The sequence below is a fragment of the Micromonospora sp. NBC_01412 genome (genome assembly GCF_045040215.1).
In the GTDB taxonomy this organism is placed as follows: Bacteria; Actinomycetota; Actinomycetes; order Mycobacteriales; family Micromonosporaceae; genus Micromonospora; species Micromonospora rubida.
In genome coordinates this window covers 4,324,708-4,338,070 of the sequence record NZ_CP109528.1, presented here as the reverse complement: position 1 = coordinate 4,338,070, position 13,363 = coordinate 4,324,708, and the positions used below count along the sequence as shown (strand labels likewise).

Annotated in this window: 12 protein-coding genes, 1 tRNA gene and 1 other RNA gene; 4 read left to right on the top strand and 10 right to left on the bottom strand. The window is 70.2% G+C overall.

Going from position 1 to position 13,363, the window contains the following annotated elements:
• Nucleotides 1–71: 71 nt before the first annotated feature.
• Entirely contained in the window at nucleotides 72–2,207 is a 2,136-nt protein-coding gene (locus OG617_RS19890; RefSeq protein ID WP_405103835.1) for a thiamine pyrophosphate-dependent enzyme, read from the top strand.
• Nucleotides 2,208–2,349: 142 nt separating this feature from the next.
• On the opposite strand, the gene OG617_RS19885 is transcribed toward OG617_RS19890, so the two are convergent.
• Together OG617_RS19885 and OG617_RS19880 are read right to left on the bottom strand one after the other, a co-directional pair.
• On the bottom strand, nucleotides 2,350–3,009 hold the full coding sequence (locus tag OG617_RS19885; protein WP_405094556.1) for a D-2-hydroxyacid dehydrogenase: 660 nt from the start codon (nucleotides 3,007–3,009) through the stop codon (nucleotides 2,350–2,352).
• A gap of 71 nt (nucleotides 3,010–3,080) precedes the next feature.
• Complete coding sequence (locus tag OG617_RS19880) at nucleotides 3,081–3,425, bottom strand: hypothetical protein (protein ID WP_405094555.1); 345 nt, start codon at nucleotides 3,423–3,425, stop codon at nucleotides 3,081–3,083.
• Between the two features lie 155 nt (nucleotides 3,426–3,580).
• Between OG617_RS19880 and OG617_RS19875 the strand changes: the two genes are divergently transcribed.
• Complete coding sequence (locus tag OG617_RS19875; protein ID WP_405094554.1) at nucleotides 3,581–4,717, top strand: tyrosine-type recombinase/integrase; 1,137 nt, start codon at nucleotides 3,581–3,583, stop codon at nucleotides 4,715–4,717.
• Here the strand turns inward: OG617_RS19875 and OG617_RS19870 are convergent.
• The 3 genes from OG617_RS19870 to OG617_RS19860 all read right to left on the bottom strand — a co-directional run bounded on the left by OG617_RS19870 (nucleotide 4,714) and on the right by OG617_RS19860 (nucleotide 6,193).
• Nucleotides 4,714–4,935 (bottom strand): hypothetical protein, encoded by a 222-nt coding sequence (locus OG617_RS19870; protein WP_405094553.1) that lies wholly within the window; start codon nucleotides 4,933–4,935, stop codon nucleotides 4,714–4,716. The two genes, OG617_RS19875 and OG617_RS19870, sit on opposite strands and share 4 nt — an antisense overlap.
• Before the next feature lie 510 nt (nucleotides 4,936–5,445).
• Nucleotides 5,446–5,518: transfer RNA gene (locus OG617_RS19865), tRNA-Ala, on the bottom strand.
• A gap of 84 nt (nucleotides 5,519–5,602) precedes the next feature.
• Nucleotides 5,603–6,193 carry a YqgE/AlgH family protein gene (locus OG617_RS19860; protein ID WP_405094552.1) on the bottom strand — a complete coding sequence of 197 codons (591 nt, stop codon included), beginning with the start codon at nucleotides 6,191–6,193 and terminating at the stop codon, nucleotides 5,603–5,605.
• Between the two features lie 242 nt (nucleotides 6,194–6,435).
• Between OG617_RS19860 and OG617_RS19855 the strand changes: the two genes are divergently transcribed.
• Together OG617_RS19855 and mdlC are read left to right on the top strand one after the other, a co-directional pair.
• Nucleotides 6,436–7,239, top strand: a complete 804-nt coding sequence (locus OG617_RS19855) for an S-methyl-5'-thioadenosine phosphorylase (RefSeq protein WP_405103833.1) — start codon at nucleotides 6,436–6,438, stop codon at nucleotides 7,237–7,239.
• Nucleotides 7,240–7,389: 150 nt separating this feature from the next.
• A complete protein-coding gene (gene mdlC / locus OG617_RS19850) occupies nucleotides 7,390–8,985 on the top strand; it encodes a benzoylformate decarboxylase (protein WP_405094551.1) in 1,596 nt (531 codons plus the stop codon).
• A gap of 16 nt (nucleotides 8,986–9,001) precedes the next feature.
• On the opposite strand, the gene OG617_RS19845 is transcribed toward mdlC, so the two are convergent.
• From OG617_RS19845 to ftsE, 5 genes are all read right to left on the bottom strand, one after another.
• Nucleotides 9,002–10,105, bottom strand: coding sequence for a hypothetical protein (locus OG617_RS19845; protein WP_405094550.1), 1,104 nt, complete (start codon nucleotides 10,103–10,105; stop codon nucleotides 9,002–9,004).
• Between the two features lie 494 nt (nucleotides 10,106–10,599).
• Nucleotides 10,600–10,976, bottom strand: a transfer-messenger RNA (tmRNA) gene (gene ssrA / locus OG617_RS19840).
• Nucleotides 10,977–11,083: 107 nt separating this feature from the next.
• Nucleotides 11,084–11,563 (bottom strand): SsrA-binding protein SmpB, encoded by a 480-nt coding sequence (gene smpB, locus OG617_RS19835; protein ID WP_405094549.1) that lies wholly within the window; start codon nucleotides 11,561–11,563, stop codon nucleotides 11,084–11,086.
• 138 nt (nucleotides 11,564–11,701) lie between these two features.
• Nucleotides 11,702–12,577 carry a permease-like cell division protein FtsX gene (ftsX, locus tag OG617_RS19830; protein ID WP_396676168.1) on the bottom strand — a complete coding sequence of 292 codons (876 nt, stop codon included), beginning with the start codon at nucleotides 12,575–12,577 and terminating at the stop codon, nucleotides 11,702–11,704.
• Between the two features lie 67 nt (nucleotides 12,578–12,644).
• Nucleotides 12,645–13,325 (bottom strand): cell division ATP-binding protein FtsE, encoded by a 681-nt coding sequence (ftsE, locus tag OG617_RS19825; RefSeq protein ID WP_117665857.1) that lies wholly within the window; start codon nucleotides 13,323–13,325, stop codon nucleotides 12,645–12,647.
• Between the last annotated feature and the right edge of the window lie 38 nt (nucleotides 13,326–13,363).

The window sequence follows — 13,363 nt, the reverse complement described above, 5'->3', positions numbered from 1 at the left end:
GCACAAACCGCGTGGAATCCATCGACGACCACCTGGTTCGCCGCCTCACCGAGTGGTCTGCGGGTCAGCCGCTGCCCGAGGAGACCTCCCCGGACGTCGACGTCGACCCCGGGCTGCTGGTGGACTACCTCGACGCCCAGATCCAGAGCCGTCACCTCGACCTCGCGCTGCGCTGGTTGCAGGCCCAGCAGGAGGGGTTCTACACGATCGGGTCCAGTGGGCACGAGAGCAACGCCGCCGTCGCGCTGGCGCTGCGCCCGACCGATCCCGCCCTGCTGCACTACCGTTCCGGCGGCTTCTACGCCGCGCGGGCCGGTCAGGTCACCGGTTCCACGCCGATCGCGGACGTGCTGCACTCGGCGGCGGCGTCCCGGCAGGACCCGATCTCCGGTGGCCGGCACAAGGTCTTCGGCCACCGGGACCTGAGCATCATCCCGCAGACGTCGACGATCGCCTCCCACCTGCCCCGGGCCATGGGCCTGGCGTTCGCGCTCGACCGGGGCCTCACCGACACCGGATACCCGGCCGACGCCGTGGTGGTATGCAGCTTCGGCGACGCCTCGGCCAACCACTCCACGGCGGCCGGAGCGCTGAACGCGGTGGGCTACAGCGCCCATCAGGGACTCCCCGTGCCGCTGCTGTTCGTCTGCGAGGACAACGGCATCGGGATCAGCACCCGCTCCCCGCACGGCTGGGTCCGGCGGATGCTGTCGGCCCTGCCCGGCATCGACTACGTGCGCGCCGACGGCACGGACCCCGCCGGCCTGCTGGCCACCGCAGCCGAAGTGACGCACCAGGTGCGTACCCGGCGACGGCCCGCCGTGCTGCACCTGAGCACCGTACGGTTCATGGGCCACGCCGGCTCCGACGCCGAGCTGGCCTACCGGACCCACGCGGAGATCCTCTCCGACCACGCCCGCGATCCGATCCTGGCGACGGCGGCCCTGCTCGCGCGGCGCCGGATCCTCGGCCCGGCCGAGACCCTCACCCGCTACGAGCAGTCCCGCAAGCAGGTGATGAACCAGGCCCAGCTGATGCTGGGCCGGGTCGGGCGGCTGGACGACCCGGCGGCGGTGACCGCGCCGTTGACCGCCCGCCGGGTGGGCCGGGTCGGCGCCGCCGCGCGCCGCGCCGGCACCGGGCGGGAGAGGGCGTTCGGCGACAAGCCCCCCGAGTCCCGTGGGCCGCTCACCCTGGCCCAGTCGATCAACGCCGCCCTGCACGACGCGCTGCTGACCTGGCCGCAGGCCCAGGTCTTCGGCGAGGACGTGGCGCGTAAGGGCGGCGTCTACGGCGTCACCCGGGGGCTGCGGAAGGCCTTCGGGGCCAACCGGGTCTTCGACACGCTCCTCGACGAACAGACCATCCTCGGAGTGGCGCTCGGCGGAGCCCTGGCCGGCACGCTGCCGATCCCGGAGATCCAGTACCTGGCCTACCTGCACAACGCCGAGGACCAGCTGCGCGGTGAGGCCGCGTCGCTGCGCTTCTTCTCCAACGGGCAGTACTCCAACGGCATGGTGGTGCGGATCGCCGGCCTGGCCTACCAGAAGGGGTTCGGCGGGCACTTCCACAACGACAACTCCGTGGCGGTGCTGCGGGACATCCCCGGCCTGGCCTTCGCGGTCGCCTCACACCCGGCCACCGCCCCCGCCCTGCTCCGCCAGTGCCTCGCCCTCGCCGAGCAGGAGGGGCGGGTGTGTGTCTTCCTGGAGCCGATCGCGCTCTACCACCGGCGTGACCTGCACACCGACGGCGACGGCGGCTGGCTCGCCCCCTATCCGGAGCCGGCGAGCTGGGCGGCGGCGGAGAACCCGCTGGGCCAGGTGCGGACGGTGTGCGAGGGCACGGACCTGGCGATGGTCACCTTCGGCAACGGCGTCCCGATGAGCCTGCGGGCGGCCGGGACGCTGGCCCGGGAACGACAGGTCAGCACCCGGGTCATCGACCTGCAGTGGCTGTCACCGCTGCCGGCCGCGAGCATGCACGCCGCGCTCGCCGGGATCTCGCGGGTCCTCGTCGTCGACGAGAGCCGCGCCAGCGGCGGCGTCTCCGAGGCGGTGGTGGCCGCCCTGGTCGACGGCGGCTTCACCGGCCGGATCTCCCGCGTCAACAGCGTCGACAGCTACGTCCCCCTGGGCCCGGCCGCCGACCAGGTGCTGCTGCGCGAGGACGACGTGCTGGTGGCGGCCCGCTCGTTGATCGGGTGAACCCCGACAGGACGGCATGACGGCATTACGGCGGCGGCCCACCCGATGATCGGGTGGGCCGCCGCCGCATGGAAGGCCGGTACGACGAAGACGGCGGCACACTCGGTGTTCGAGTGGGCCGCCGCCTTCGCGGACGTGCCGGTCAGTACCCCAGCTCCGGCTGACGCTTCGTGCCGGTCAACGGCTCACCGGCCAGGTACAGGTCGAAGTTGGCGCAGAAGTCGGCGTAGAGCCGCTGCACGTTGCCCGAACCACGGAACGACGTGTGCGGGGTGGCCGTCGTGCGGGGCAGGCCCCACAACCGGTGGCCCGGAGGCAACGGCTCCTCCTCGAACACGTCGAGCACGGCACCGGCGATCCGGCCCTGCTCCATGGCGTCGACGAGCGCGTCCTCGACGACCAGCGCACCCCGTCCGATGTTGACCAGGATGCCGGTCTCCTTCATCGCCGCGAAGTGCTCGGCGTCGAAGAAGTACCGGTTCTCCCCGGTCAGCGGCATGGCCAGCACCACGGAGTCGGCCTCGGGCAGCAGCGGGAGGTGGTCGGCGAACGACTCCACCCGGTCGAAGCCCTCGGCCGGCGTACCCGCACGGTTGACCCCGATCACGGTGACGCCAAGGGCCCGGGCCCGCCAGGCCACCTCACGCCCGATCCCGCCGGTGCCGAAGACCAGCATGGTGCTGCCGATGAGGTCCCGGCCGACGATCCGCACCCACTCCCGGCGCTCCTGTGCCTCGCGCAGCTCGGGAAAGGCCCGCTGGTGCAGGAGCACCGCGCCGATGACGTACTCGGCGATCGGCACGTTGTAGGAGTTCCCGGATCGGGTGTAGACCAGCCCCTCGTCAGCTCGCGTCGAGGAGTGCGTCGTCGGACCTACGACGATCGCCGTCGCTCGGCCGGGCAGGACATGACACCGGGCCGACGGCCGCGCTGCAGCTCGGCAGCGACACCAACGACCCGTGGGATGGGCAGTTCATCACCACTCACAACGGCCGCCTGCCCAACCCCTTGCAGCTCGGTCGGCTGCTCACCGGGCAAGCCGGACGATGGCGCGGCGAACACGTCATCCGGGCCGGCAAACACGAGCGAGGCAACCGGGCCGTGTTCTGGGTCGAGCACCACGAAGGATGAAACCCGCTGAACCATCTCGGCATCTCGGCGAAACCAGCCCTCTACCTGGGAAAACTGTCTGCCGAGATCAAGGTAGTAGATAAGCATCGATCTCGGCATCTCGGCAACTGCCCTGCCGAGATCGAGGCCGGTTTGCCGAGATGGCTCAGCGAACCCGGAACGATCTCGGAACCTGCTTCCCCAGCTCGCCGGCACCTTTGCCGAGATGTGCGCCGCACCGGCAGGGAAAGGAGGGCAGCCTAATGGGGGGAAACGCCAAGGGGCGTAAGCGCCGATTCGGCAGCGTGCGCAAGCTGCCCTCCGGCGCGTGGCAAGCACGCTACACCGGACCGGACGGGTTGCCCCGCAAGGCACCGACCACGTTCGACACCAAGCGGGCGGCCGAACAATGGCTAGTCGAGACCGAGGCTGAGATGCTGCGCGGGGATTGGCTCGACCCCTACGCCGGGAACATCAGCCTTGCCGAGTATGCCGACAGGTGGATGCGAGAACGGGATCTCAAGGCACGAACGCGCGAGGAATACGAGCGACACATCCGACTGCACGTTCGGCCACAGCTCGGTGACCACGCGCTGAACGAGGTCACCGCACCGCACATTCGAAAATGGCGGGCGGACCGACTCGACGATGGCGTCGGGAAACCCACGGTGGCAAAGACATACCGAATCCTTCACGCCATCTATGCCACCGCCGTTGACGACGACCTAATCCGCCGCAACCCGTGCCGGATCAAGGGTGCCGGCCAGGACAAAGCGGATGAACGGCCGACCGCGACGCTTCAACAGGTGTTTGCCATCGCCGAAACCATCCATCCGCGATACCGCCTGTTCGTGCTCCTGGCCGCATTCGCGCAACTACGGTTCGGCGAAATGGTGGCGCTGCGACGCCGAGACATCGACCTGCACACGATGGACCTACGGGTACGCCGCGCCACGACGGAAATGGAGGACGGTACGCAGATTGACGACGATCCGAAATCTGAGGCAGGGAAGCGGCCCATCAGCCTGCCGTCCGGGCTACGGGGCGACATGGAATGGCATTTGGCCCAGTTCGCCGAGGGCGGCCCGAACGGGCGTTTGTTTCTCGGCGCTCAGGGCGGCATCCCGCGCCGACGCAACTTCAACCATGTATGGCGTAAGGCGCTGACCGCCGCCGGCATCCCTGACAATCTCGGGCTACACCTGCACGACCTACGGCACACCGGTAGCACGTGGTCGGCGCAGAGCGGCGCGACCCTCAAAGAGCTGATGGCGCGCATCGGGCATTCCAGTACGCGCGCCGCGATGATCTACCAACACGCCACCCGTGACCGCGATCACACTATCGCCGCCGCCCTGGACGCGCTAATCGAAGAGGCGCGAGGCAAGCTCAGCGCCTAGTCTAACGATTCGCGCGAGCGAGACTCGGCTACCGGCTCTTTCTTGGCAATTAATTTGAGTACGTCCGACCTGGCCCCGGCCGCAGAAAGGAAAGAGCGCAAGGCCATCACGGTCAGCACAGTTGAGAGAGCCATGAAAACCGCGCCAATAATATTAGCGCCAAAATTGCCACCACCATACATATTCGCAAGGGTAACCAGCGCGGTGATGACAGCCATGACCAAGTAAGTAAGCCCTAGGGCAATGCCAGCTAGCATGTGCGATGTGAGCAGCTCAGGATGTCGAGCATGAACCATCGTGAGCTGCCCGTTTCGCTTACGTTTCCGCTCTTGCCGCTCACTCAGCTTGCGACTCTGACGGGCTATTCGCCGCTGAACCGTAGTGGTTAGCATGTTTGCCGCGATGGAGAGCGGAACACCTAGGAGCAGACCAAGCCAGAAGGAACTTTCCATACATCCCCTCTTGGTGGGCGGTGGTGATGATCGTAACGAAAGTTAACCCTCGTCACCAGCCCGGCCAGAGCCGGCGGCGTCGGTAGGCCCACCCCGCAAGCAGGCAACTGTGATCATGTAGCTGACGCCCGCCTCGGCCAAGGGACGAAAGAAGCTGGCGACAGGCTGCCAAGCATTCGATCTGGCACGGTTCTGGCACACAGCGGCATGAAAGCGGCGGGAACAACAAGCGCCCTGGTGGGAGATTCAATCTCCCACCAGGGCGCTTGTTAAGGGTGGAGCCGAGGGGACTCGAACCCCTGACCCCCACACTGCCAGTGTGGTGCGCTACCAGCTGCGCCACGGCCCCTTACCTTCGCCCCCGGTCGCCCGGGCACGGAGAGAACTATACACACGCCGGCCGCCATGGTCATCTCGCGGGCCCACCCACGGGTCAGTTCAGCGCGACGTCCGGCGGGAAGTGGGCGACCGCCGCCGTCATGCCGCCCTGACGGCGCAGGACCATCGGCCACAGGTCGTCCGGCCGGTCGACGAAGGCGTCCCCGGGCAGCGCGTCGAAGACGAACCAGGACCCGTCCTCGATCTCCTGTTCGAGCTGGCCCGAGCCCCAACCGGAGTAGCCGGCGAAGACCCGGATGCCGCCGATGCTCTCCCGCATCCGCTCCGGGTCGGCGGAGAGGTCGATCGTGCCGACGGCGCCGGAGACCTGGTGGAAGCCGCGCAGCCGCTTGACCGGGCTGCGCATCCGGGCCAGGCAGATCGCCGAGTCCGGCTGCACCGGCCCGCCCTCGAACAGCACCGCCGGGTCCCGGGCCAGGTGGCTCCAGTCGCCGAGGACATCGACGACCGGGACCTCGGTGGCCCGGTTGAGCACCACGCCCAGCGACCCGCCCGGCTCGTGCGCGACGAGCAGCACCACCGTCCGGTCGAAGTTCGGGTCCTTGAGCGTCGGAGTCGCGACCAGCAGCCGTCCGGTCATCGACTCCATCGCACGCCCGCCGATCGCCTGGTCTTCTCCCCGCATGTCAGACATCCGTCAGCCACGCGCCGAGGGACGGGGGCCGCCGCCCCGGACGTCGGCACCGCGGCCGTACCGGACGGCATCGACGCCGGGGCCGAGCGGGGAGGTGGAGGGCCACACCCGCTCGGCACGGGACCCCGCGCTCATCCCTGCTGTCAATGCCATGCCTGGCACCATAGCTTGCGGCCGGGGCGCTGGCTAAGGTCTGACCGGTGGGTGATCGAGTGGGACCGGAGGGGACGACGATGGGGCCGACGGCGGACATCGCGGTGATTGGCGGCTCGGGGCTCTATGCCCTCCTGGAGGGCGCCACCGAGCACCAGGTGGAGACGCCGTACGGGGAACCGTCCGACCCGGTGACGATCGCCGAAGTGGGCGGCCGGCGGGTGGCGTTCCTGCCCCGCCACGGGCGCGACCATCGGCACCCGCCGCACCTGATCCCGTACCGGGCGAACCTCTGGGCGCTGCGGTCGCTCGGGGTGCGCCAGGTGCTCGCCCCGTGCGCGGTCGGCGGGCTGCGCCCCGAGTTGGGGCCGGGCACCTTCGTGGTGCCGGACCAGCTCATCGACCGCACCAGCGGCCGGGTCCAGACGTACTACGACCGGGGCGCGGTGCACGTGACCTTCGCCGACCCGTACTGCCCGGTGGGTCGCCGGACGCTGCTCGACGCGGCGGCCGGGCGGGGGGTGTCGGCGGTCGACGGCGGCACGATGGTGGTGGTGGAGGGGCCCCGGTTCTCCACCCGGGCGGAGTCGCGCTGGTTCACCGCGATCGGCGGGGCGGTGGTCAACATGACCGGCCACCCGGAGGCGGTGCTGGCCCGGGAACTGGCCCTCTGCTACACCCCGATCGCCCTGGTCACCGACCTGGACGCGGGGGTGGAGAGCGGCGAGTCGGTGACCCAGGAGGAGGTCTTCCGGGTCTTCGGCGAGAACACCGACCGGCTGCGCGGGGTGCTGCTGGACGCGGTCGCCGCCCTGCCGGCCGGGCGGGATTGCCCGTGCGGGCGGGCGCTGGACGGGATCACGCTGCCCTTCCCCCTCCCCTGACCCCGGGGGCGGCGCGGCGGCGGCCACCGCAGGCTGGGCGAATCGCCCGATAGGTGAGCCTTTTCCGGATAGATTCGGCAGGTCGGGGGCCCGATCGCCGCGTCGCCTCCGGCGAGGAGGCAGCCCGCGCCGCGACACGGAGGCCCACCGATGGCAACGGTCCGCGAGACGACGTACGACCTGCTCCGGGCGCTGGGCCTGACCACCGTCTTCGGCAACCCCGGCTCCACCGAGGAGCCGTTCCTGCAGGAGTTCCCCGCCGACTTCCACTACGTGCACGCCCTGCACGAGGCGTCCGCGGTCGGGATGGCCGACGGGTACGCCCAGGCCACCGGCCGTCCCGCGCACGTCAACCTGCACACCGCCCCGGGCACCGGCAACGGCATGGGCAACCTGGTCACCGCCTGGCACAACAAGACGCCGCTGATCGTCACCGCCGGACAGCAGACCCGGGAGATGCTGCTGATCGAACCCCGGTTGACCAACCGCCGGGCGGCCGAGCTGACCCAGCCGTACGCCAAGTGGAGCTACGAGCCGCCCCGCGCCCAGGACATCCCGGCGGCGTTCATGCGGGCGTACGCCACGGCGGTGCAGCCGCCGGCCGGGCCGGTCTACCTCTCCCTGCCGCTCGACGACTGGCAGCAGCCGGCGTCCGGGGCGCCCGAGGTGCGTACGGTGGCCACCCGGTACGCCCCGGACCCGACCCGGCTTCGGGAGTTCGCCGCCCAGGTGGCCGCCAGCCACTCCCCGGTGCTCGTCCTCGGCGGGACGGTCGACCGGGCCGGGGCGTGGCCGGCGGCGGTCGCGCTGGCCGAGCGGCTGGCCGCCCCGGTCTGGTCCGCGCCGGCCCCGGAGCGGGCCGCGTTCCCCGAGGACCACCCGTACTACCGGGGCGTGCTGCCGTACGCGATCGGGCCACTGGCCGAGGCGCTGCGCGGGCACGACACGGTGCTGGTGGTCGGCGCGCCGGTGTTCCGGTACTACCCGTACGTGCCCGGGGACTACCTGCCCGCCGGCACCCGGCTGCTGCACATCACCGACGACCCGGAAGAGACGGCCCGCGCGCCGGTCGGGGACAGCCTGCTCGGCGACCCCGGCCTGGCGCTCGCCGCCCTGGTCGACCTGGTCCCGGCCTCCGAGCGCACACCCCCGCCGCCCCGGCCCGCCCCGGAGCCGCCCGACCTGGGCCCACCGCTGAGCCCGGACGGCCTCTTCGCCGCCCTGGCCCGGCACTGGCCGCCCGACGGGGTGCTGGTGCAGGAATCACCGTCCAACCTGGCCGCGCTGCGCCGCCGGCTGCCGGTCACCCGTCCCGGGTCGTACTTCACGATGGCCAGCGGCGGGCTCGGCTTCGGACTTCCGGCGGCGGTGGGGATCGCGCTGGCCGAGCGGGACACCGGACGGGGCCGCCCGGTGGTGGCGGTGATCGGGGACGGCTCGTTCCACTACTCGGTGCAGGCCCTGTGGACGGCCGCACGGCTGCGCCTGCCGCTCGCCGTCGTGGTCCCGGTCAACCAGCAGTACGCGATCCTCAAGTCGTTCGCCGAGCTGAAGCACACCCCCGGGGTCCCGGGCCTGGACCTGCCCGGCCTGGACATCACCGCGGTGGCCCGGGGGTACGGCTGCGCCGCCACGGTCGTCGAGGAGCCCGACGGGCTGGGCGACGCGCTGCGCGCGGCGCTGGCCGCGGACCGGCCCACCGTGCTGCCGGTGCCGATCAGCACCGACGTTCCGCAGCTGCTCTGAGCCCCGGGCGGGCGGCTCAGTGGCGCAGGACCAGCGGCGCACCGGTGGCCACGTCGAGCACCGTCCGGTCGCCGAGCGGCGCCTTCAGGGTGACGGTGACCGGCTTGAGCAGAAGCTGATCGGTGCAGATACCGGTGGCCGGGGTGACGCCGCCGCCGACCACCACCACGTCGTCTCGCTCCCGCACCAGCGGGGTGGGCGCGGTGTCGCAGGCGCCCACGCCGATCCTCCAGGTCAGCCGGGCCCCGTCGACGGCCTGAAGGTCCTGGGCGCTGACCACGCCGTCGGGCACCGGCCCGGTGGGCGCGACGCCCCGGGGCACGGCGGTGACCGAGCCGGGCGCGACCGCGAGCCGGGCCACCGGGGCCCTCAGCTCCTCGACGGTGAACACCCAGGCCGGGACCTGCGCCTCGCCCCGGCTGGTACGCACCGGCGCGGTACCGAGCCGCACGGCGGTGACGGTCAGCGGCACGCAGGCTGCCGACGGCACGGTGCTCACCGGACCGTCCGGCCCCGGCTCGATGGTCGGCCTGCCCGTGGCACCGGGCTCGATGATCGGCCCGTCCGGGCCGGGCGAGATGATCGGACCGTCCGGCCTTGGCTCGATGATCGGACCGTCCGGGCCCGGCTCGATGATGGGCCCGTCCGTGGCACCGGGCTTCGGCCGGAAGCCCGGCCGCTTCTCGGGCGTCGGCCGCTGCGGCCGTCCCTCGCACGGCGGCGGGTCGCCCTGGTCGAGCTGCCGGTACGCCGTGCCGGCACTGACCAGCGGCACGGTCAGCGTCCCGTCGGGGAAGCGGATCGCGGCGTCGGCCGGCTCAGCGGTGGGCACCGCGACCTGCTCCCGGTACCAGCCGTTGCGGAACGCCTGCTCGGTCTCCGGGGTGAAATCGGGGTCCCCGAGCAGCACGGTCGGCTCCTGGAGCGGCACGTAGCCGGCGGTCCAGGCGTTCCCGGGCCGCCACGCCTCGGCCACCTCGGCGGCCCGCTGGTGGAACGGCTCCCACCGGTCGTCGGCGCCGCCGGGGGTGCCGCCGGCGCCCGGCTCCGACCCGGCCGGGGCGCAACCGGCTGCGACGAGGAGCAGGGGCAGACCCACCAGGGCGAGAACTGGACGCATATCCCTTCGACGCGCCCGCGCCGTTTCCGGTTCCCCGGCTTCGGGTCACCGGCAGGGGGTCGTTGCGTTGTCGCGGGTGCGGTCCCTGGTCGGCCCGGGGACCGTGGCCGGGGCGGAGCTGTGGGCGCGGCGGTCGGTGCCGTGGGACGGCGCCTATGGAGCTGAGTCGTCCACGTCATCAACGCCGATCGGGCCACCACCGTCACGTCACCCACCGCCCCGTCGGGTCTTCGCTTGCGGTCGCCGATCGCGGCGGGCGTGGGTGATGTCGTATCCGACTCAGCTCCATAGGCACCGGGAGGCACACCCACCGTGGAGCGGCGCCCACGCCAGGACCCCCAGACCTCCTGATCGAAGCGCTCCCGCCCGACTTCGCAATCGCCCTGAGGCCACCGGCCTCCCCACCGGCCCGAACGACTGTGCGGCCCGAACGACTGTGCGCCCCGGACACGACTGTGCGCCCCGGTCCAGGTGGACCGAGGCGCACAGTCAGGTGGTGGAGGTGCCGGGAATCGAACCCGGGTCCTTCGCCGGTTTGTCAGGGCTTCTCCGAGCGCAGCTCGCTATGCCTCTACTCGGCCCCACCTCTCACGCGAGCGAGTTGGTGTGACGGGCCCAGTCGCTGATTAATCTCGCCGCACGGACCCCGCGACCGGGTCCGATTGGCCAGCCCTCTAACTGATGCCGGCTGACTGGGACGAAGGCGTTCCCAGGCCGACAGACTTAGCTACTCGCCTCAGGCGGCGAGAGCGAAGTCAGCGCGAGTGTTCTTGGCGCTTATAAGTTTCCGACGACCGATTTTCGAGACGACGTCGGCTTCCTCGGCTCGCTTCCCCTGTCGCTGCGTACGAAGTCGAAACCAGTCACCCCCTCGACGGGCCGCCCCTGTTGGCGGCTCCACACAAGCCTAACGCCTTCCGCAACCGGTTTCATCCCGAGGCCCGCTCCGGCGTGCCGGGAACGGATGAACGGGACGAATCAGTCGTCCATGCCCTTGCCGCGCCGGCCGGCGGCCCGGGCGATCTCCCGGTCCGCGTCCCGCTTGGCGAGGTCCTGCCGCTTGTCGTACGACTTCTTGCCCTTGGCCAGGGCGATCTCCACCTTGGCCCAGCCGTCGGAGAAGTAGACCTGCAACGGGACCATGGTCAGGCCGCCCTCGCGGGTCTTGCCGATCAGCCGGTCGATCTCCAGCCGCTTGAGCAGCAGCTTTCGGGTACGCCGGGGCTCGTGGTTGGTCCAGGTGCCCTGGGTGTACTCCGGGATGTGCATGGAGTGCAGAAAGAGCTCACCGTCACGCTCCTGGGCGAAGGCGTCGACCAGCGACGCCCGCCCGGCCCGAAGCGACTTGACCTCGGTGCCGGTCAGCGCCATGCCCGCCTCGTACGTGTCGAGGATGGCGTAGTCGTGACGCGCCTTCTTGTTGGAGGCGACGACCTTGCGCCCCTTCTCCCGTGGCATCGGCGCCACCTCCCCTCGTTTGCGGCTCCCGGCCCCGGGGCCGGAAGCGGAGATCATGCTACCCGAATGACAAGGGCCCTCCGGCACGGATTATTCCGCGCCGGAGGGCCCTGCCGCGTCGGACGGACCCGAGGGTGACTAGACCCGCAGGTAGAACCGGAGGGTCACCCAGGCGGTGACGGCGCTGACCAGACCGCCCACGCCGGCCATGATCGGGAAAACGATGAGGATGTCGCCCCAGGAGACCGGGGAGAGCAGCCCCTGAAGGTCACTGAGCGCACCGTCGAACAGCAGGTATTTGGCCGCTATCAGGGCGACAAGGGCGAGCAGCGAGCCGATCAGGCCCGCGACCACGGCCTCCAGCACGAACGGCGCCTGGATGAACCAGTTGGACGCGCCGACCAGCTTCATGACCGCGACCTCACGTCGCTTGCTGTACGCCGCGACCTGGATCGTGTTCGCGACCAGCAGCAACGCGGCGATTGCCATCACCGCCGCGGCCGCCAGGGCGATGTTCTGGACCGAGGTGAGGATCTTGAAGATCTTGTCCAGGAGTTGGCTCTGGTCGACGATCTCGTCGACGCCCTCGGTGTCCTTGTACTGGTTGTAGATCTCCCGGTACTGCTCGGGGTTGACCAGCTTGAGTCGGAACGACTCGGGCAGGCTGTCCGCCTTGACCGCGCTCAGCAGGTCGGGCGCGTCCTGGAACATCTCCTGGAAACGCTTGTACGCCTCGGCCTTGTCAACGAAGACGACCTCCTTGATCAGGGGGTCGCTCTTCAGCTTGGTGTCGATGTCGGCACGCTGCTGCTCGTTGGCCTCCTTGGTCAGGAAGATCGAGACCTCGATGTTCTTGTAGTAGAGGTCCTTCATGTCGTTTACCTGGCTGTACATCAGACCGCTGGCACCGAGCATGGTCAACGACACGGCCATCGTGATGATCATCGCGATGGTCATGGTCACGTTGCGCCACAGTCCGACCAGTACCTCGGACAGGACGTATTTCACGCGCATCGGGAATTCCTCCGGGTCTCCGGCGTGAGGTGATCGTCGTCAGGCTGCACAGGGGTGGAGCGCCGGCTCACCCGTAGACGCCACGGGCCTGGTCGCGCACGATGCGACCGCTCTCGATCTCGATGACCCGACGCCGCATCTGGTTCACGATGTTGGAGTCGTGGGTGACCATCACGACGGTCGTGCCGGTGCGGTTGATCCGGTCCAGGAGGCGCATGATCTCGATCGACGTGTCCGGGTCCAGGTTTCCGGTCGGCTCGTCCGCGAGCAGGATCAGCGGACGGTTCACGAACGCCCGGGCGACGGCGACCCGCTGCTGCTCACCACCGGAGAGCTCGTGCGGGTAGCGGTGCTCCTTGCCACCGAGCCCGACCAGCTCCAGCACCTCGGGAACGACCCGGCGGGCAACCGCCTTGGTCTTGCCGATCACCTCGAGGGCGAACGCCACGTTCTCGTACGCCGTGCGGTTCGGCAACAGCCGGAAGTCCTGGAAGACACAGCCGATCGAACGCCGGAAGTGCGGTCGCTTCCAGGAGCGCATCGAGGTGACGTCCTTGCTGTTGACGACGACCCGCCCCTTGTTGGGGGTCACCTCGTGCAGCAGCAGCTTGATGATGGTGGACTTGCCGGAGCCTGATGGACCGATGAAGAAGACGAACTCGCCCTTCTCGATCGAGACGGACACGTTGTCGAGCGAAGGCCGGGACGCCTTCGGGTACGTCTTCGTCACTTGCTCAAGCTGAATCACGGGTGGTGAGTCTACGCGGTGTAACCGAGGAACCAAGC